The 18,893-nt window shown below is 37.6% G+C and carries 20 protein-coding genes; 17 read left to right on the top strand and 3 right to left on the bottom strand.

Translation table 11 applies throughout. The features are described from left to right. Window positions 1–186 precede the first annotated feature (186 nt). The 5 genes from H9635_RS18955 to H9635_RS18940 all read left to right on the top strand — a co-directional run bounded on the left by H9635_RS18955 (window position 187) and on the right by H9635_RS18940 (window position 4,851). Window positions 187–1,152, top strand: a complete 966-nt coding sequence (locus H9635_RS18955; RefSeq protein ID WP_191701884.1) for a quinone oxidoreductase family protein — start codon at window positions 187–189, stop codon at window positions 1,150–1,152. Then, complete coding sequence (locus tag H9635_RS18950; protein WP_225231413.1) at window positions 1,149–1,811, top strand: alpha/beta fold hydrolase; 663 nt, start codon at window positions 1,149–1,151, stop codon at window positions 1,809–1,811. Before H9635_RS18955 ends, H9635_RS18950 begins: the two co-directional genes overlap by 4 nt. A 41-nt stretch (window positions 1,812–1,852) precedes the next feature. Beyond that, window positions 1,853–1,981, top strand: a complete 129-nt coding sequence (locus H9635_RS19430; RefSeq protein WP_263617369.1) for a hypothetical protein — start codon at window positions 1,853–1,855, stop codon at window positions 1,979–1,981. A gap of 174 nt (window positions 1,982–2,155) precedes the next feature. Continuing rightward, on the top strand, window positions 2,156–3,640 hold the full coding sequence (locus H9635_RS18945; RefSeq protein WP_191701883.1) for an S-layer homology domain-containing protein: 1,485 nt from the start codon (window positions 2,156–2,158) through the stop codon (window positions 3,638–3,640). Window positions 3,641–3,843: 203 nt separating this feature from the next. Next, window positions 3,844–4,851: a serine hydrolase domain-containing protein gene (locus H9635_RS18940; protein WP_191701882.1), complete on the top strand. Its 1,008-nt coding sequence runs from the start codon at window positions 3,844–3,846 to the stop codon at window positions 4,849–4,851. Window positions 4,852–5,291: 440 nt separating this feature from the next. On the opposite strand, the gene H9635_RS18935 is transcribed toward H9635_RS18940, so the two are convergent. After that, a complete protein-coding gene (locus H9635_RS18935; protein WP_191701881.1) occupies window positions 5,292–6,209 on the bottom strand; it encodes an EamA family transporter in 918 nt (305 codons plus the stop codon). Window positions 6,210–6,384: 175 nt separating this feature from the next. On the opposite strand from H9635_RS18935, the gene H9635_RS18930 reads away from it, so the two are divergent. Both H9635_RS18930 and H9635_RS18925 read left to right on the top strand, forming a co-directional pair. Then, entirely contained in the window at window positions 6,385–7,143 is a 759-nt protein-coding gene (locus H9635_RS18930) for an N-acetylmuramoyl-L-alanine amidase (RefSeq protein ID WP_191701880.1), read from the top strand. 55 nt (window positions 7,144–7,198) lie between these two features. Continuing rightward, window positions 7,199–8,101 carry a stalk domain-containing protein gene (locus H9635_RS18925; protein WP_191701879.1) on the top strand — a complete coding sequence of 301 codons (903 nt, stop codon included), beginning with the start codon at window positions 7,199–7,201 and terminating at the stop codon, window positions 8,099–8,101. 98 nt (window positions 8,102–8,199) lie between these two features. Here the strand turns inward: H9635_RS18925 and H9635_RS18920 are convergent, their stop codons facing one another. Next, on the bottom strand, window positions 8,200–8,433 hold the full coding sequence (locus H9635_RS18920) for a hypothetical protein (protein WP_191701878.1): 234 nt from the start codon (window positions 8,431–8,433) through the stop codon (window positions 8,200–8,202). An 89-nt stretch (window positions 8,434–8,522) separates the two neighbouring features. Here H9635_RS18920 and H9635_RS18915 point away from each other — a divergent pair, with 89 nt between their 5' ends. After that, a complete protein-coding gene (locus H9635_RS18915; RefSeq protein ID WP_191701877.1) occupies window positions 8,523–8,972 on the top strand; it encodes an immunoglobulin-like domain-containing protein in 450 nt (149 codons plus the stop codon). A gap of 44 nt (window positions 8,973–9,016) precedes the next feature. Here the strand turns inward: H9635_RS18915 and H9635_RS18910 are convergent, their stop codons facing one another. Continuing rightward, window positions 9,017–9,604 (bottom strand): DUF3885 domain-containing protein, encoded by a 588-nt coding sequence (locus H9635_RS18910; RefSeq protein WP_191701876.1) that lies wholly within the window; start codon window positions 9,602–9,604, stop codon window positions 9,017–9,019. A gap of 329 nt (window positions 9,605–9,933) precedes the next feature. Here H9635_RS18910 and H9635_RS18905 point away from each other — a divergent pair, with 329 nt between their 5' ends. The 9 genes from H9635_RS18905 (at window position 9,934) to H9635_RS18865 (ending at window position 18,737) form a co-directional block, all read left to right on the top strand. Continuing rightward, entirely contained in the window at window positions 9,934–11,814 is a 1,881-nt protein-coding gene (locus tag H9635_RS18905) for an N-acetylmuramoyl-L-alanine amidase (protein ID WP_191701875.1), read from the top strand. 210 nt (window positions 11,815–12,024) lie between these two features. After that, the gene (locus H9635_RS18900) at window positions 12,025–12,693 is read left to right on the top strand and encodes a DNA-binding response regulator (protein ID WP_191701874.1); all 669 of its coding nucleotides are present in this window, start codon (window positions 12,025–12,027) and stop codon (window positions 12,691–12,693) included. A gap of 863 nt (window positions 12,694–13,556) precedes the next feature. Then, window positions 13,557–13,868: a PadR family transcriptional regulator gene (locus H9635_RS18895; RefSeq protein ID WP_404828907.1), complete on the top strand. Its 312-nt coding sequence runs from the start codon at window positions 13,557–13,559 to the stop codon at window positions 13,866–13,868. Continuing rightward, window positions 13,868–14,404, top strand: coding sequence for a DUF2812 domain-containing protein (locus H9635_RS18890; RefSeq protein WP_191701872.1), 537 nt, complete (start codon window positions 13,868–13,870; stop codon window positions 14,402–14,404). The genes H9635_RS18895 and H9635_RS18890 overlap by 1 nt, the downstream gene beginning before the upstream one ends. 142 nt (window positions 14,405–14,546) lie before the next feature. Then, window positions 14,547–15,083 (top strand): DUF2812 domain-containing protein, encoded by a 537-nt coding sequence (locus tag H9635_RS18885; RefSeq protein WP_191701871.1) that lies wholly within the window; start codon window positions 14,547–14,549, stop codon window positions 15,081–15,083. 14 nt (window positions 15,084–15,097) lie between these two features. Continuing rightward, window positions 15,098–16,000, top strand: coding sequence for an ABC transporter ATP-binding protein (locus H9635_RS18880; RefSeq protein WP_191701870.1), 903 nt, complete (start codon window positions 15,098–15,100; stop codon window positions 15,998–16,000). Continuing rightward, window positions 15,993–17,225 (top strand): ABC transporter permease, encoded by a 1,233-nt coding sequence (locus tag H9635_RS18875; RefSeq protein ID WP_191701869.1) that lies wholly within the window; start codon window positions 15,993–15,995, stop codon window positions 17,223–17,225. The genes H9635_RS18880 and H9635_RS18875 overlap by 8 nt, the downstream gene beginning before the upstream one ends. A gap of 111 nt (window positions 17,226–17,336) precedes the next feature. After that, a complete protein-coding gene (locus H9635_RS18870) occupies window positions 17,337–18,533 on the top strand; it encodes a class I SAM-dependent rRNA methyltransferase (protein ID WP_191701868.1) in 1,197 nt (398 codons plus the stop codon). A 15-nt stretch (window positions 18,534–18,548) separates the two neighbouring features. Further along, on the top strand, window positions 18,549–18,737 hold the full coding sequence (locus tag H9635_RS18865) for a hypothetical protein (protein WP_191701867.1): 189 nt from the start codon (window positions 18,549–18,551) through the stop codon (window positions 18,735–18,737). The last annotated feature ends 156 nt before the right edge of the window (window positions 18,738–18,893 follow it).

Raw genomic sequence — 18,893 nt, 5'->3', positions numbered from 1 at the left:
TTTCATCATTTAAATTTATTTTAAAACAAAAAAGACTGTAGGCAAACTCGAATTTCTTCGAGTTTGTCTACAGTCTGAAACCACCAGTTCGACTGGTGGTTTTTATTTGCTGTGCTTCAAATTGAATTCTGATACGATTCGATTAATTATGCTAAAATATGGTTATTAGGTTAGGGGGTATTGTCGATGAAAGCGATTATTCAAAAAGAATTTGGAGATGCAAATGTTCTTACATATGCGGATATTGAGCAACCGAAAATAGGAGATGGAGAATGTTTAATAAAAGTATCCTATACAAGTGTCAATTACGCTGATATAAAAAAACGGATTGGCAACAAAGGACAAGGGAATTTCCCATTAATATTAGGCTTAGATACTGCGGGGACTATTGTAGAAACTGCTCCTGATTCAAAATTTTCTATTGGAGACCGTGTTATTGCTTTTCCTAAAGGTGGATCTTATGCAGAATATGTCCGTGCTAATGAAAAGCTAGTATTTAAAATTCCAGACACGCTTTCATTTGAACAAGCTGCTGCCATGCCGACTGTTTCTATCTTATCGTATATGCTTTTACATGAAATTGGACAAGTAAAAATGACCGATACAATTGTAATACATAGTGCTGCGGGTGGTGTAGGTTCGATGCTTATACAGTTAGCAAAATTAGCAGGTGTTGAACGAATCATTGGTACAGTGGGCAACATCGAAAAAGCAAGTTATGTAAAAAAACTTGGGGCGAACATTGTTTGCACATATGAAACATTTACAGAGGAAGTTTTGAACGTAACCAATAATCAAGGGGCAAATATTATATTTGATTCGGTTGCCGGTGATGTCACAAGTAAGAGTTTAGACTGCTTAGCGTTCTATGGCACCCTCGTACAGTTCGGTAATAGCAGTGGGAAAGCCGGGCAATTGAAAACAAGTGATGTCCACAGCAGTTGCCGAAACATTAAAGGTTTTAGCTTAGGTACAACGAGAGCACATGATCCATTACGACTGGCACCTGTTGCTGAAAAAGTCATAGAACTTTTTAATACGAAACAGCTTTCACTACCAATTGCGCAAATTTTTAATTTAAAAGATGCTGCAGCAGCGCATCAATTAATTGAAAGCCGGAATTATGAAGGAAAAGTATTGTTGAAAGTTTGAAGGAACGATTAATACTTCACAACGGTAAAGGGGGCGATTCCATGACATCCATCTTCGTTCATGGTTTAGGGCAAAATTCCTCAAGCTGGGAGGAAACGATGTTATTCATCGGGGAACCAAATCAAATGTATCAACCGGATTTGTTTGATCTTGTGAAGGGTGAAGAATTAACTTATAAAAATCTATACACTGCTTTCTCGGAATATATTGACGAGTTTCATGAACCCGTCAACCTTGTTGGCCTTTCGCTTGGAGCAATTTTGGCATTGAATTATACGATAGATCATCCGGAAAAAGTGCATTCTCTTGTTTTAATCGCCCCACAATATAAAATGCCGAAATTCTTATTGAAAATACAAAATATCGTGTTTCGGTTTATACCAAAATCGTCTTTTCAGAAACTTGGCTCCAGCAAGAGCGATTTTATTCGATTGACTAAATCTATGATAGACTTGGATTTCAGTCAAGGTTTGAAGAGGATTGGATGCCATACGTTAGTTGTATGTGGGGAAAAGGATAAAGCGAATAAAAGGGCATCAGAGCAGTTGGCGGCTAAACTCTCGAATGCAGAAATCCTCATAGTACAAGGGGTAGGCCATGAAATAAATACGGAGGCTCCCGAAAAATTAGCATCCTTACTCACGGACTTTTTAAAATAACAGCAAAGGAGTGATCAGTCATAGAAGCGTTAGCAATTATAGTGATTGTATGGATATTTTTATGGTCAATTACTAGAACAATAGAAAAATCAACAAATAAAATCGTAGAAAAGCAAGTGGAGCAAAATAAATTGTTAGAAGAAATTAAAGCGAAATTAAACGAACGATAGAATGAAAGATTCTCACTATAAAGTTCATTTTTTTAATAATACTGGAAATTAAAAGATAATAAGCTAATATAGATTATGGGAAGATTATAGGGAAGAAATGTTATATTCATATATATGATTAAATAAGTTTTTTCAAAATAATGAACCCTAGTAAAAAAGAGAGGGTGCTAGTGAATGAAGAGAAAACTTTTTGCAGCGTTCAGCGCACTAATGCTTGTGTGCAGTTTAGCTTTAACCGCTACATTTGCCGCAAGTACAAACCAATTTTCAGATGTACCGCCTTCCAAGTACTTTGCTGAAGCGGTTTATGATTTGGCAGAACGGAATATTATAGGAGGTTATCCGGACGGAACATTTAAACCCGGAAACTCCATTACACGCGGACAAGCGGCGGCAATCATTGCGAAGCTTATCAAATTAGATACAACCAAAGTAAAGGACCCTAAATTTAAGGATGTTACGACAGCAAATGGTTTTTATAAAGCGATTGCAGCTATGGCAGAAAAAGGTATCATCCGAGGGTATGGAGATGGTCGTTTTGGACCGAATGATCCGATCACACGTGGACAAATGGCTTCGATTCTTGTGAAAGCGTTCGATTTACCGCGCTATGACTACTCGTCTCATAAAAACCCTTTTGAAGATGTGAAAACAAGTGCCGGACACAATCCGAACATCCTGATTATCCATCGACTTGGTATCACGGGAGGAACAACTCCTAGTACATTCAGTCCGAATATAGCGATTACAAGAGGACAAGCAGCCAAAATGATGCAAGCTACCGAAGAAGCGAAATCTAAAATTGTCACGTTGCGGGCAAGTGACTACAACTGGGAACAGTTTAAAATGTACGATTCGAATCATAGTGATTCAGGTTTATTCAATGCAGTTGCAGGGAGCAATGAATTGAATGGTAGAACTTCTGATAAACTTCATTTAGTCCCGCTTAAAAAAGGGACGGGCACATTACAAGTCGCTTTAGTCTATTCAGGGAATCCTGATAAGAAGTATTATCGGAAATACTATGTAAATGTTAAAGAAGTGAACGGAAAACTGAAGTTGACGCTTGAAGAAACACAAGATTTTCTTACTACACCTGCTGTAATCGATGTGAAGAATAAAAAAGCGGTACAAAACGTTTCGTTATATACAATGGAAGGGACCAAGCTATCGGATCGTGTTGATTTTACAAAATGTCTTTCATACAGCCCATCTGATTGTAAAAACAGCAATCAAACAGATGCGGAGGGCAAGTATAATAACATTCGTATCGGAATCGAAAAGCCGGGTCGGTATATTGCCATCATCCGTGATATTGACGGCGAAGAAGTAAGGTACGGGATTGAAGCGGTAAGTCTCAGCCCGCATTTTAATTATAGCATTCGAGTACTAGAGGAGAAGACAACCGATTCAGTGGATCTTGGCGCAAGCTACCACATCGGAAATCATATTTTACCAAAAGGATCTGAGGAAATTGCTATGGTGACACGTGCTGAGGGAACGAACGAGTTCACTGTCGAAGGAAAGAAAAAGGGCAGCTTTACGATTAAATTACCCGACCATAAAAAGACGGATCTTTTAGGGGTAGAGGTATATGTTGAGCAGTTAGGTCCGATTATTAATGTAAATATTTATGAAGATATCGATATGCATATGTAATTGGTGAGGTTACTACAGAAGCAGGCATGATGTATATGTCTGCTTTTGTTATGTATGGGGGCATATAAAAATGAAGTTCACCTAAAATGAGTCCTATGTTAAAATGGAATTGCCAAGTTTTGTTATTCCGAAAATATCATTCGGAAAATCATTGTAAACCAGTTTTTATCTTACTACAATCATTCAATATGAAGGAGAATAAGATGAAAATGAATAAGGTTAATGTAATAATTGAACAAATCGACTTTTCAGGAACAGTTTTAGTAAAAAGAAATCATCAAGCCATACAGCAGTTTAGCAATGGCTATGCCAATCGTTCATACGAAGCATTGAATAATGAGCAAACGCGCTTTGGTATTGCTTCTGGCTGCAAAATCTTTACCGCCGTTGCCATTTGCCAGCTCGTTGAAAAAGGACAGCTGTCTTTTGATACGAAGTTATCGGATGTGTTGGATATAACATTCCCTCAATTTGACCGGGACATTACGATTCATCATTTACTCACACATACTTCAGGGATACCGGATTATTTCGATGAAGAAGTGATGGAAGATTTTGAAGAATTATGGGTGAAGCATCCGATGTATTTAATGCGTAGCGGGAGTGATTTTTTACCGTTATTTCTAAATGAGCCGATGAAGCTAGGTGTCGGTGAACGCTTCCATTATAATAACGCCGGCTATATATTGCTCGGACTTGTCGTTCAGGAAATTAGTAGCATGCGCTTTGATGAGTATATAACGGAATCAATTTTTAAAGTTGCTGGTATGGAGCACTCAGGTTATTTTGCAATAGATGCTTTACCGAATAATACTGCATTAGGCTATATTGATAATGAAGATGGATCGTGGAGGTCAAACATTTATTCCGTTCCTGCAAAGGGTGGGGCAGACGGTGGCGCTTTTGTAACGGTCGAGGATATGTATCGTTTTTGGAAGGCGCTTTATGATTTTACATTATTAAGCGAGCAGATGACGAAGCAGCTGTTAACACCGTATATCCACACAGACGATGACTATGATCGATTTTACGGCTACGGGGTTTGGATTGATATACACGATTCGAATATTACAAAATACCATGTAATGGGCTATGATCCGGGGGTTAGCTTTCACTCTGCCTATTACCCGGAAAGCGATGAAATTACAGTAGTATGTTCGAACAAAAGTGAAGGGGCTTTTGACGTATTTAAGGCAATTGAAACTATGTAAACATGAAAACCAACTAGCGTAATTTAGACTAGTTGGTTTTCGTTTTCTAATATGTTGGTTTAATGTGCTAATATATAGTGAAAAGTGCTAATATAATGGCGTTTTGCTAATATATCGGCTGCCTGTGCTAATAAGCTGCTGAAAAGTGCAAATATCACCCGGAAGTTTTCTAATATCGGGGGTGAAGTTTCTAATATATGGATAAAAGTTCTAATATAATCCCGGCTTCGAAAAAACGATTCCAGGTGCTAATAAATCAGTTGAATATTCTAATATATTGCGAAAAGTGCTAATAAAATCCCGGTTTGCTAATATGTCGGCTCCATTTGCTAATAAGCTTCTGAAATGTGCAAATATCACCCGGAAATCTTCTAATATCCATACCAAAGTTTCTAATATCCGATCTAAATGTTCTAATAAAATTTCTCTTCAGACAGACTTCATTCCGATACAACATCCTGCTTCTGATCCGCCTTCAACGCAATATAGATCATCATAGCTAAAATCAGCGAAGTGCCGAACCATTGAAAGCTGCCAAACGGTTCCTTCAGCCATAAAACCGTTGCGAGTACGGCAGTCAATGGCTCAATATTGCCCAGCAAGCTTGTTTCTTTGGCAGTAAGGGTTTGCAGACTTTCGATATAAAACCAAAAAGCGAGCATCGTGCCGAAAATAATGACGATGATTAAATAAAAGACAGTCGATCCAGTCCAATTCGAAACGTCAACATCCCAAGGTGGCTGCACAAAACTCATCGTAACTCCTGCAAGCAGCATACCCCAACCAACCACAACAAGTGAATCAAACCGCTGCAGCAGAGGAATGGCATAAAGTGTATAAAAGGCAAGCGACAAACCAGAAAGCAGTCCCCAAATAATCGCCGGGAGCGGTACGGCAAATGCAGACAGCGAGCCATTTGTTAATAAAAAGAAGCTACCGCAAAGAGCTAACACAATTGTTACAGCATCTTTTTTTGTAAACTTAGACTGTCCACGCAGTGTGACCCATACAATTATCATGACAGGTGCCAAATATTGTAGCAAAGTTGCGACCGCTGCATTTCCTTCTTTAATCGATGCCATATATGTGTATTGCACAGCGAGCATGCCGACAATTGCAAAGGTAACCAATCGGAATGCTGTGTATTTCTGACGCCAAATTTCTAAAATTTGATGATGATCTTTAAATATTGCCTGGGTAATTAAGAGTAATATACCAGCAATTACAAGCCGTGTCGAGACAAGCCAGCTCACTTCAATACCTTGAGAAAACAGCTGCTGTGACATCGTTCCACCGATTCCCCAGAAAAAACAGCCGCTTACAACTAATATAAAGCCAATCATTCTTTTGTTTTTCATGCCTAACCCTCACATTATGTATAGTCTCTTCATTGTAACGAATTTTTATACGAAACTCTATGTTGGTTTTCATAACAGTGTGACGAGTATATAACTATTTTAATATAATTAATGAAATTGCTGTCCCTTTTCCCGGATTTTAAGGACATACACATATAAAAAGAGGTGAATTATCATGTTAACAATTAGCGCAGGTCATTTTGGTAAAGGTACAGGAGCAAGGGGCTTACTTGATGAAGGAGAGGAAAATATTGAGATTGTAAAGCAGCTCGGGAAAAAACTAAGTCAAAAAGGAATCATCACCCATACAATCATTGATACCCATTCGAAAAATAAGCAGCAAAATTTAACGTATTTAATCAGTCAACATAACGCCACACAACGGCATTTAGATGTGAGTATTCATTTTAATGCCACTGCGGAAAAACAAAAATCAGGAATCGGCACGGAAGTATTGTATATGAACCCGGCGATAATGCCGTTTGCTCAGAAAATGAGTCGACAAGTCGCTAAAGCAGGGAGGTTTAAAGATCGGGGGGCCAAGCTTCGTAAAGACTTAGCTTTTTTAAAAGGAACAGCCAAAAAAGCGATTATCATTGAAATTTGCTTTGTCAGCTCAGAAGAAGATATACAGCTATATCGAGCAAATAAAGAACAAATTATCGAAGCCATTGCGGATACTTTAAAAAGCTATTTATCAGGGACGACCCCAATACCAAAGCAGACGCCGACAATTTCTAGTCCTGCTTTGCAGCAAGCGGTGGAAACTTTATTTAATGATAAACTAGCAGTTCGTCAGCAATTGGAACATGGCATTCAATCTGGCGCTTATCAACAGATATGGTTGGATTATTTTGAACAGGGTAAGTTAACGCTATACGACTATTTAGCCCTCACCGCACTGCAATTTCAAAAAAATAAACATTTTGTGTAACCTTTATGGAATTGAATCGACTAATGTAGTGAAATTACCGAAAGGGTGGGATATTATGAAAAAAATAGTACCTTTAGCATTATCAGCATTTTTATTAGGAACAATGACTGCAGGAGCAGAACAGCCACTGAATAAAGAAGGGGCTGAGCAAGTTGTGAAGGAAGCAACATTTGCGAAGTATTCCGGGGAAATAACTGAAGTTAAACAAATGGAAACATCAAAACTTTATACAGCTAAAGTAGATGAAAATATTTTCCACTTCCATGTTGATGATAAAACACTCGTTTTTGATCAACAAGGTAATGAGGTGGATTTACAGGTTGGGGATACAACTTCAATTTATATCTTTGCCGACCAGCCAATGATTTTAATTTATCCGCCTCAATACTCACCGGCAGTGGTGGTAGTGGAGAAAGATGATGCAGCTGGCTCAGTAAAGGTTGCGCAATTTGATGAAAACCTTTTAAGTGATGACGGCGAATTAAAGCTGAACTTAGATGAAAAAGCTGACATTGTAAATACAAAAGGTGAAAAAGTTGAAGCGAAAGATTTAAAAAAATATAATGCCGCTGTATTTTACGGACCAACAACGAAAAGCATCCCGGCACAAACTTCACCTGAGAAAATTGTCGTATTTCCAAAGCTAGAAGACGCTGAGGAAGTAGAAACACCTGAAATCGCACCGGAAATCCAGGCTATTATTGGTGGGGATTATAAAGAAGTCGATGGAAAAATCATGGTACCTTTACGTCTTATTGCAGAAGAAATGGACTTTAAAGTTACTTCTACAGGAAAAGGGGCTATTCTTTCAAAAGGCGCACTTTCATACACAATAACGCGCGGTGAAAAAGCATATGGTCACAATCGTGCACTGCATTATTTTGAAGTCGCACCTGAGTTATTGGAAGAAAATAAAACTTATGTTGAACTTAGCTTTGCAGATGAATTGCTTCAATAGTTTATGTCAGGCTGAAATTCACTAATAAAGTGAATTTCAGCCTTTTTATTAGTAAAGCACATAAAAAAGTCCTCTACGAAAAGAGGAATTTGTAGCTTTTAGTTTAGGTTCTTTCTTTTAAATACCAAGAAGTTTGGAACTAACAATAGGGCAATACCAATTATCAAATACCATCCCTTGCCGTCGTAGGAAATCATCAATATCAATTCCCAAGCGTTTGATGGACCGGAATGAGGACCATTGCTGAAGGGATAAGAAAAAATGAAAGGTAATACACCTATAAACGTAAAAATGATTCCGAATAGCAGTGAGATAGTAGCAAAGATTTTCATTGAACAGCCTCCTTAATATCAATAATATTCTGATAACTGTTTTGATTCAATAAAAAGTTCTTACTATATATATGAGGAGGGCGAGGTATGTGAAAAAAATAGTTATAGGATTAACTATCGTGATTTGTCTACTAACAGCTTGCTCGCGAAATATAGAGAGTGAGCCTACACCTTTTGGGACTGTTAATAGTCCGGATAGTTTAACGATGAATACAAAACCTGGAACTGTTACACCTACTGGATTAACCGTAATAATTGAGAATCGTTCAAATGAGCGATTTGTGTATGGGCAATATTTTACTGTTGAAAAGAAAAGCGAAGGCAATTGGTATGAGGTTCCAATACTTGAGGAAGCTTACAGTTTTATTGATTTAGGACACAATGTAGCACCGTTACAATCAGTAGAATGGGTAGTGGACTGGGAAGGATATTACGGTGTTCTAGATAACGGTGAATATCGGATTTTAAAGGAATTTCGTAATTCGGAAGAGACGGATGATGAAATCTATCATTTGGCAGCTGAGTTTATCGTTCAATAAGGTAAAGCTGAAAGATTGGATGTGCCCATACTTTCAGCTTCTATCTATCCTTCAAGCATACGAGTGATGGCTTCTCTATCGTAATCTAAAATCCAATCATTATACTGCTCATATAATGGTCTAAGCTTTTCAACATTACTACCTAAAATATCACAACCCCGGTCATCATATACATGAAAAATGGTCTGTGTGCGTTTATTCAGTATGTATACACGATGAGGAATATTTGGTTTCATGCCTAAATCTGAATGAACAACCGCCCGCAATATTTTTGAAGCCGCAATCTCTTTAGCTCTGCAAGCTATTTCAAAGCGATAGATTAAGATTTCCTCCATTTCATATGTGTTCATTGAGATACGAAAGTGTTGGCTTCGATCCAAAAACGGTGATAGATTTTTCCGTTTTAAATCTACTTCCAATATATCCATAACGATAATGCATTCGTCTTCGGGCATATGCAAATCGTTATATAACGCCGCGGCACGTTCATTACTTCCTGCTATGTATTTGTTGTTATCTGGTTCATTTGGATCTCCTAGCTCAAAGCGAATTGCAGGTTCCCATGAATAAAATAAGCCTGGCATTAGCTCCAAGTTTGAAAAATAACGCTCTAAAAATAACGAATGCTCCATTTGAATCAACCTTTCTTTTAACGAATGTTAGAAAATTGTTTCCATCTATACTATCACATAGATTTTATTACGAGATTTTGCTGGACTATTCAAAAAGTTGGGTTGACTTTCCAGAAGGGCTTAAAAACGGCGGAAATACCTAATTTTAGAGGACGTGAAATATACTATTTACCCGATTAATTTCCTCTATAAACAAAAATTTTATCGGATGTAATCATTTTGTAACTATAATGTAACAAGATTTTGATATTAAATATGGATTTACCTCTATTTATTTCCTTATTTCTACTATACAATGATGGAGACAGCTTATGAAAGGATAGGGAACAATGAATCAAAAATTGATTACATTGGTTGTTGCAATCTTCCTCGTTTGTACACTAGCTGTTACACCGACATCAGCTAAAGTAGTATTTGCAGATGTTGCGACAACCGATGCCACTTACGAAGAGATCCAATACTTAATTAGCTTAGGCGCAATTAAAGGATATCAGGAAAAGGGCAAAACATACTACAAACCAAACATGAGTGTGACTCGTGCACAAGCTGCGAAAATGGCAGTAATTGCTGCAGGTAAGAGTCCACTGAAAGTAAGTAAATCTTCTTACTCAGATGTTAAAGTCGGTACAGAACAATCCACTTATATTGAACGAGCTAAACAGCTTGGATTGTTTTCAGCAAAGTCTGGAAAATTTTCTCCTAATGCACCCCTGTCACGTGAAGAAATGAGCCATGTATTAGCAGTGGCTTTCAATTTAAATGTCAATGACTACAAGGACTTAGCGATTGTTTTCCCAGATGTAACGACATCGAATACATATGCTTCGTATATAAAAGCAATTTATTATAACGGGATTACAAAAGGAAATGATGGCAGATTTATGCCGAAAAGCTCGGTAACTCGAGCACAGTTTGCATCATTTATAGCGCGTGCTAAAAGTGATGAGTACCGTCTAGCATTACCAGAACAGCTTGATGCAGTCGATGTAACGCAAGTAATCGGTCTAGTTTCGGTAACGACTGATGGCTTAAATGTTCGCACAGGTCCGAATACGTCTAGCACAGTTATTGGAAGAGTTAATACTGGCGGTAAATTATCTGTCTATGCAGTAGAAGGGAACTGGTTAAAAGTATCTTATCAAGGTTATTACGGTTATATCAGTAAGTCATATGCCAAATTCCTTGAACAAGATGGTAATGCAATAGGTCCATCGATTAAGGCTGTCACAGCAAATGCAACATTGAACCTATATTACAAACCAACTTCTTCTTCAAAAAAAATAACGCAAATTTCAGCTGGAGCAGCATTGTCTGTTTATAAAGAAATGGGCGGCTATTATTTAACGACTGTTGATGGAGTACCTGGCTACATTGTAAAAGCGAGTACGACAGTTGTAGGCGGTTCTGTTGTGGAACCTCCAAAAGTAGATGACGAAAAACCTGTCGCAACGACAAATACAATTGGTAAAGTAACGGTTGCGAGCTTAAATATGCGTCAATCAGCATCAGGCTCATCTAAAACAATCAAAACATTATCAAAAGGCTCAGTTATTGCAGTTCATTCGATTAACGGCTTTTGGGCAAAAGTTACAGCAGGTAAAGATACAGGCTATGTTCATAAATCATATATTAAATTGATGAATGAAAAAGGCAGTGCTGTAAAAGACCGTATTATTATTCTAGACCCAGGACACGGTGGTAAAGATCCAGGTGCCGTTAACTCAGGTCATACGGAAAAAGCGATTGTATTAAAAGTTTCCAACCTTGTAAAACAAAAGCTTGAAGCTGATGGTGCGAAAGTGCAGATGACTCGTTCTGGCGATACGTATCCTTCATTACAGGAGCGTGTGAAATTTACGCAGGACAAGTTCGGCGAAATTTATGTGAGTATTCATGTAAACGCTGCAACATCTACAAGTGCTCAAGGAACAGAAACGTACTATAGTATCAGTTCAGGTGATCAGTTTGAAGAGGATAAAAAACTTGCCACTTATATTAATACGGAGATTGTTAATAATGCGAAAATGAAAAATCGCGGCGTTAAAGAAGCGCAATACTATGTAACGCGCAATATGATCATCCCTTCTGTATTAGTCGAGCTTGGATTTATTTCGAATGCTGAAGACCGCAAAAAGTTAGTTGACGATAAGTATGTAGAAATTTATGCACAATCTATTTATAACGGGATTGTGGATTACTATAAAAAATAGGTTTTATATGGCCGATTCCTTTATGGAGTCGGTTTTTTTGTGTACTTATTGACAAATTTTAGGGATTTATTAAACTAGAAATAGTTATCCTCGAAATGCACCTGCACACCCCGCTAAATAGACGGAGGAATTCCGCTTATTCCCTTATCATTTTTCCCTATTCACCTATTATTTTTAATCCACATTTAAAATTATACAGGAGGGCCTTTTATGAGTTTTGAAGAAGAATATCATGTTTTTTTGAATTTGCACGTACAAGCAAGAACTGGGGAAAAGTTACGCCGATTAAAAGAAGGTCACAATACGGCGGAAATGCTGTTTTTGAAGCAAGTATGGTGGCCACTATTTTCCCATTTTGATTACCTTCATCCAGAATATGAAGTCGATGATTTTAAGGATGGTAAAAGGTATTTGGATTTTGCCTATATTCGTCCAGGTATCCGGATTTGCTTTGAAATTGACGGGTATGGTCCTCACCTGAAGAATATAAGCAGATGGCAGTTTGCTGATAATCTCGAACGGCAAAATCAGCTGGTGATTGACGGATGGACTGTAATCAGATTTTCTTATGACCAAGTGAAAGAAAGGCCCCGGCGCTGTCAGCAAATAGTTCAGCAAGTTTTCGGGCAACGGTTAGGGGATAAACTGGATTATACATCTTTAACCTATTATGAAAAAGAAGTTCTTCGACTGGCAGTTCGGAAAGGGGGAGCCATTTTCCCAAAAGATGTAGAGACATATTTGAAAGTAAGTGACAAAACCGCAAGAAAACTGTTAGCTCAACTAGTCGAGAAGAAAATGCTTATGCCCGCGTCTGGCACGAAGAGAGTCCGCTCGTATCAGCTAGGTAATCACATCAAACTTCCAATCGAAAAATAACGGAAGGAATTTCCGTTATTCACTAAATAAATTAAAAATGTTCTGAAATAAGGGAAGAAATTTCCGTTATTCGTTCAAAACCGGTTAAAAAGGACCCGTTTTACGCAAATAAAGGAAAATGGTTCCGTTATTTTCTACATAAAATGATTCAAGTCGTGAAATAGCGGAAAACGCTTCCCTTATTTAACTTTTATTCAGGAACTATTGTATTCTTACACGAAGAGAGTCCGTCGTATCGGTTGAATAGACTTCTCATCGAAAAATAAAGGAAGAGATTTCCCTTATTCACCAAATAAGTTAAAAATCTTCTAAAATAAGGGAACAAATTTCCGTTATTCGTTCAAAAACTTCAAAAAAGGACTCGCTTAACGCAAATAAAGGAAAATACTTCCCTTATTTTCACATAAAACGATTCGAATCTTGAAATAGCGGAAAACGCTTCCCTTATTTTACTTTTCCCTCATGCAATCTGGTACGAAAAGAATCCACTTGTACCGGTTGTGGAAATCACACTACATTTAAGAAAACTAAAATTTCCCCGGCTTAAATAACTAGTAACTACCTAAATAATGGTAAAATAACTATGAAGATCTTTCAAGGAATTATAATAGTCCCCATTAAATATTATGCTAAAAAGCGTTCAATTCTGAGCGCTTTTAATTGTTTTTATATGGCTATCTCACTGTTGCAATATATGCTATTTAACCTGTTATTTGCACTATTCTCCTCATCAACTTAATTTATTAACCATATTCCGTAGCCTTTTTTTATTTCCAAAAATTTGTTGACACACTATATCAGCGTCCGATATATTATATATCAAGAGCCGATATATCAGATGTCGATAGAACGGAGTGATTTTGTTGCAGCAACCTTTAACAGAGGGGGTTTATTATATTTTGTTGGCACTATATGAACCGCGCCATGGATATGGAATTATGCAGATCGTGGAGGAATGGAGCGATGGGCGTGTAAAGTTAGGTGCGGGAACAACATACGGTGCACTGAAAAATTTACAGGAAAAGAAATTTATTGAAACTTTAGCGGGGGAAGGACGAAAAAAAGAGTATGTCATTACATCGCTTGGCAAACAGATTGTTGAAGCTGAAGTTACCCGCATTAAAGAGCTCTATAACAACGGTAGAAAAATTATACAAGCGGAAGGAGATTTGTGATGCGTAAATTTAAAATTTTCCTGGATGATGCGAAAGAAGAAAAGTGGATTAACGATATGGCAACTGAAGGCTGGTATTTCCAAAGCTTTCACTTTCCATTCTACACTTTTGCAAAAGGTCAACCAGGTGAATATGAATACCGTACAGAAATGCTTGAAGGATTCGGTTACGGAAAAGCAGTAAATGAGTATTTAGACTTTGTTCAAAGTACAGGTGTAGAGGTCGTGCAAAAACGAATTAACTGGGTCTATTTCCGTCAGCATAAAAGTAAGGGGGATTTTGAGCTATACAGTGATCCAGTTTCAAAGCTCTCTTATATAAATCGAATTTATACTCTTTATGGAACCGTGGCTGTATTAAATTTAGTATTTGCCCTATTTAATGGGGTGATGACAGTGTTTGAGAATAGTTTCCATTTTAACAGCTTTATTGCTGGACTGAACACCGGCGTTTTCATTGCACTATTATACCCGTTGGCAAAAACAGTTTACCGTAAACAGAATTTAAAAAGAGAAATAGCGTTGTATGAAAATTAATGCACAATTGAAATTTTTTACAAAATATTGAAACTTTAACGAGGGAAGCACGTAAAAAAGAGTATGTCATCACATCTTGGCGAATTAGAAACTTCCCGCATTAAAGTGCTTTATGAAACGATATAAGCAAAGGGGATATGTGATGCGTATATTTAAGGTTTTTAGTGATGATGTGAAAGAAGAGCAATGGATTAATGACATGGCAAATCAAGGCTGGCATCTTAAAAAAATACGATTTTCATTTTATTATTTTGAACAAGGTGAGCAAGGTGAATACGAGTACCGCCTAGAAGTACTTGATCATTTTCTTAAAGGAAAAGATGTGAAAGAATACGTGGACTTTACAGAAAGCGCTGGTATAGAGCTTGTACAAAAACGTTTGAACTGGTTATATTTCCGCCAGCACAAAAGCAAAGGTCCGTTTGAATTATATAGTGATGCCTCTTCGAAATTAAACTATTTCAATCGAATGCTGTCGATATATTATCCATTACTATTTATTAATATCCTGGCGGCTTGTACAAATGGTGCGTTTGCGTTGGGGGAACTCACGTATGATTGGAATTTCTTCATCAGTGTTATGAATCTACTCGCTGTGCTTTTACTAATCGTTCCGACAATCAATGTTATAAAGCGAAAACGTATTTTAAAAAAAGAAATGGCTATGTTCGAAAATTAAGGAGGGAAATGAGAATGGTGTTACAACTAAAAGATGTTACAAAGAGATACAGAGATTTTGTGGCAGTTGACCGGCTTAATTTTACAATTGAAAAAGGTGAAATTTTCGGGTTAATCGGTCAAAATGGAGCAGGAAAAACGACGACATTCCGCATGATTTTGGATTTGCAGGATACGACAGAAGGCTTAATTACGTGGGACGGGAAACCGATTAAATCAGTCGATCGTGATATTTTAGGCTATTTACCGGAAGAGCGCGGTATTTTCCCGCAAATGAAAGTTGAAGAGCAGTTGTACTTCTTCGGTGAGCTTCACGGTATGGATAAGGCGGAAATTAAAAAGGATATCGATTTTTGGATTCAACGCTTTGATCTGGAAGAAAAGCGCAATGTAAAAGCAGAAACACTTTCAAAAGGTAATAAACAAAAGGTACAGCTTATTGCAAGCTTTATCCATAAGCCGAAGTTTTTAATTTTAGATGAGCCGTTTAGCGGACTGGATCCGGTCAATATGGAGCTGCTGAAAGATGCGATTCTTTATTTGCGTGATCAAGGAATGACGATTTTATTTTCAAGTCACCAAATGGATAATGTCGAGGAGCTGTGTGACCATCTATGTTTATTAAAACGTGGTGAATCATTGTTCTCTGGCTCATTGCTCGATTTGAAAAAGCAATACGGCAAAACGAAATTGACAGTACGAACAGATAAATCGTTTGAAGAGTTAAGCAAGTTCCCTGGTGTAGTTCAAGTGAAAATGGAGCGTGACTCACAGGCAGTACTGACTTTGGAAGACGAATCTTATGCACCAGCTATATTCGATTTGCTTGCCAATGGGGGCTATATAGAAAAGTTCAGTTTAGATTATTTATCATTGCATGAGATCTTCAAAGAGAAAGTAGGTGCTAGCCTTGTCTAAATTTATGGTGCTCGTCAAACAACTGTATAAACAAAAAGTAACAGCTAAGTCATTTATATTAACTACATTACTTTATTTAGTCGTCCTTGCGGGAATTATGTACTGGTCGGAAATTAGAGACCTAATTTTCTCAGGTGATGCTGACACGATTGCTGTTGTAAATGAAACAAATTTTGACGTAACGGAAGTACTGCAAAATACAGATGATTACGAATACGAATATGTAACAGCAGGTGAAGTCGCAGAAAAATTAAAAGACGGGGACTATTATGCGGCCTTTACATTAACGGATGCAGACGGAAAACTGGCAGCAAAAATTGAATCCTATGATCCATTACCGTTAAATGACCAATCAAACTTTCAAGGGATGATAAGTCAGGCAGGTCAACTTTATGCGATGAGCCAAATGGATCTGTCACCGGAGCAACAGCAACTTTTATTATCATCTGAACCGATTATTACATTAAATTCGATTAATGAAGCAGCAACAGATGGTAAGTCCGCTGAAGAAAAAATGGCCGGTGTATTTATTTCGTATGCTATCGGAATTATTATTTATATTTTTGTCGCAACCTATTTATCAATTATTACGACAGACGTGGCTTCAGAAAAAGGGTCACGTGCACTGGAAATGTTACTTGTAAGTGTAAAGCCTGAAATCCACTTCCGTTCGAAAATCGTTGGTGTATTTTTAGTTGCGCTTACACAGTTTGTCATCCTATTCGGTGGTTTACTGTTACTGCTCCGCTTCTCAGACGGGGGCAACAAATGGTCCATCGTAACGGATTTACTTGATTCGATGTCAATTGGCTATTTCCTGTATGTTATAGGATTCTTGTTCTTAACAGTCTTTATGTATTTAATCATCGGGGCACTATTCGGTTCACTTGTTTCAAAGGTAGAGGAAGCAGGTCAAGTGATGATGCCAGCTATGATGCTGACACTTGTAGGTTTTTATGTCATGCTTACAGGTATGGGTAACCCGGATACAATGCTAATTAAAGTATTCTCTTACATTCCATTTACTTCAGGAATGGTAATGCCGATGCGATTGGGTGCAACGGATATAAGTGCAATCGAACCAATTATTAGCTTCGCTGTATTATTAGGTACTGTATTAGTTTTATATTTCTTAAGCTTATCATTCTACAAACGAAGTGTTCTAACGTATTCTTCGGGTGGTATTATTGAAAAAATGAAAACAGTATTTAAAGTGACGACTTAATGGTGTTAGTAGCTATTGTCCGTCATTCGTAGTAAACTAAAGAAGTACGGAGAGATTTGTATACACAAATCTCTCTTTTTTTGAACGAAAAACAGTAGTAAGGATGAAAACATGAGAAAAAAAGTAGAATTACAAGTAGATGCAAAAGCGATTAAAGATTTAACGAATGGCTATCCGCTTATTTTAAAAGACGCGATTGTAACTAATGAAGTATCAATCGAAGAAGGCAGCCTACTGCATTTAGTCGATAAAAACGGTGGTTATATTGCAACTGGCTATTACGGTGCACAAAATAAAGGAATTGGTTGGGTTCTTTCTCGTAAAGAAAAAGAGCTGATTGATGTAAAGTTTTTTGCGAAAAAAATTCGTGAAGCTGCTGAAAAGCGTGCAGACTTTTTTGCATCCGAGCAAACGAGTGCATTTCGTATATTTAACGGGGAAGGCGATGGCATTGGCGGTTTGACAATTGATTTCTTTAACGGCTTTTACATGGTGAGCTGGTATAGTGAAGGCATTTATTCATTCCGCAAAGAAATCTATGAAGCATTAAAGGAAGCCGTCAATACACGCGGTGTGTATGAAAAACTGCGCTTCAATACGAACGGTCAATATATCGATCAGGATGATTATGTATCAGGTGAAAAAGGTGAGTTCCCGTTAATCGTGCAAGAAAATGGCATGAATTTTGCGGTTGATCTAAATGATGGGGCAATGACAGGTATTTTCCTTGATCAACGAAATGTACGTAAAGCTTTAAGAGACAGCTATTCTCTAGAGAAAACGGTACTGAATACATTTTCTTACACAGGGGCATTTTCTGTAGCAGCAGCACTTGGTGGCGCGGCAGGCACAACGAGCGTAGATTTGGCTAAACGAAGCTTACCAAAGACGATTGAGCAATTTAGTGTGAATGGGATTGACTTTGAATCACAAGATATTAAAGTAATGAATGTTTTTGACTACTTTAGTTATGCGGCTCGTAAAGGCTTGAAGTTTGATGTTGTAGTCCTTGATCCACCAAGCTTTGCCCGTACGAAAAAGATGACATTCAGCACGGCAAAGGATTATCCAAAGCTGTTGAAGGATGCATTAGCTATTACAAATGACAATGGGGTTATCATTGCTTCAACTAATAACGCTAGCTTTAATATGAAAAAGTTCAAAACGTTTATCGACAAAGCGTTTAAAGATGCCGGTACTCGCTATAAAATTCTAGAAGAGCACCAATTACCGGAAGACTTTACGGTGCCACACAACTTCCCTGAATTCAATTATTTAAAAGTTGTCATCATACAAGTGATCAACTAAATGGAGTGAATTTACATGAAATATAATAAAACAATTATGCTAAAACTTATAAATGAACATCGCGAGCTACATGATGAATTAAAGAAATTAAAATCAGAAATGGGTCTTGAGAAAAACTTTGCTGTTAAAGCATTGTATCATTCTGCAGTGGCAGAAGATGGCCCGTACATGAAAGATTATCAGGATTTAGAAAGACTGCGTTAATAACGAGCGAGGCTGGGACATAAGTAGAAATTTCTTTTTTTAAGGGAAATACTCTAATTAAGAAATTGATATTATATGAATTGATTGGAGTGAAGGGGCGACTCCTGGGGGAACAGCACGACGCCTGAGACTACAGGCTCAGGCCGTGCCCCCGGA

Origin of the sequence: Solibacillus faecavium, from assembly GCF_014836905.1 — a bacterium.
GTDB classification, from domain to species: Bacteria; Bacillota; Bacilli; order Bacillales_A; family Planococcaceae; genus Solibacillus; species Solibacillus faecavium.
Note: the sequence above shows the minus strand (reverse complement) of the source record. Positions and strands in the feature narration are given on the sequence as shown.

Coding starts and splice junctions, on each gene's coding strand:
- H9635_RS18955 (WP_191701884.1), top strand. CDS start 187: ATGAAAGCGATTATTCAAAAAGAATTTGGAGATGCAAATGTTCTTACA.
- H9635_RS18870 (WP_191701868.1), top strand. CDS start 17,337: ATGAGAAAAAAAGTAGAATTACAAGTAGATGCAAAAGCGATTAAAGAT.
- H9635_RS18925 (WP_191701879.1), top strand. CDS start 7,199: ATGAAAAAAATAGTACCTTTAGCATTATCAGCATTTTTATTAGGAACA.
- H9635_RS18945 (WP_191701883.1), top strand. CDS start 2,156: ATGAAGAGAAAACTTTTTGCAGCGTTCAGCGCACTAATGCTTGTGTGC.
- H9635_RS18940 (WP_191701882.1), top strand. CDS start 3,844: ATGAAAATGAATAAGGTTAATGTAATAATTGAACAAATCGACTTTTCA.
- H9635_RS18920 (WP_191701878.1), bottom strand. CDS start 8,433: ATGAAAATCTTTGCTACTATCTCACTGCTATTCGGAATCATTTTTACG.
- H9635_RS18905 (WP_191701875.1), top strand. CDS start 9,934: ATGAATCAAAAATTGATTACATTGGTTGTTGCAATCTTCCTCGTTTGT.
- H9635_RS18910 (WP_191701876.1), bottom strand. CDS start 9,604: ATGGAGCATTCGTTATTTTTAGAGCGTTATTTTTCAAACTTGGAGCTA.
- H9635_RS18865 (WP_191701867.1), top strand. CDS start 18,549: ATGAAATATAATAAAACAATTATGCTAAAACTTATAAATGAACATCGC.
- H9635_RS18880 (WP_191701870.1), top strand. CDS start 15,098: ATGGTGTTACAACTAAAAGATGTTACAAAGAGATACAGAGATTTTGTG.
- H9635_RS18930 (WP_191701880.1), top strand. CDS start 6,385: ATGTTAACAATTAGCGCAGGTCATTTTGGTAAAGGTACAGGAGCAAGG.
- H9635_RS18885 (WP_191701871.1), top strand. CDS start 14,547: ATGCGTATATTTAAGGTTTTTAGTGATGATGTGAAAGAAGAGCAATGG.
- H9635_RS18890 (WP_191701872.1), top strand. CDS start 13,868: ATGCGTAAATTTAAAATTTTCCTGGATGATGCGAAAGAAGAAAAGTGG.
- H9635_RS18900 (WP_191701874.1), top strand. CDS start 12,025: ATGAGTTTTGAAGAAGAATATCATGTTTTTTTGAATTTGCACGTACAA.
- H9635_RS18935 (WP_191701881.1), bottom strand. CDS start 6,209: ATGAAAAACAAAAGAATGATTGGCTTTATATTAGTTGTAAGCGGCTGT.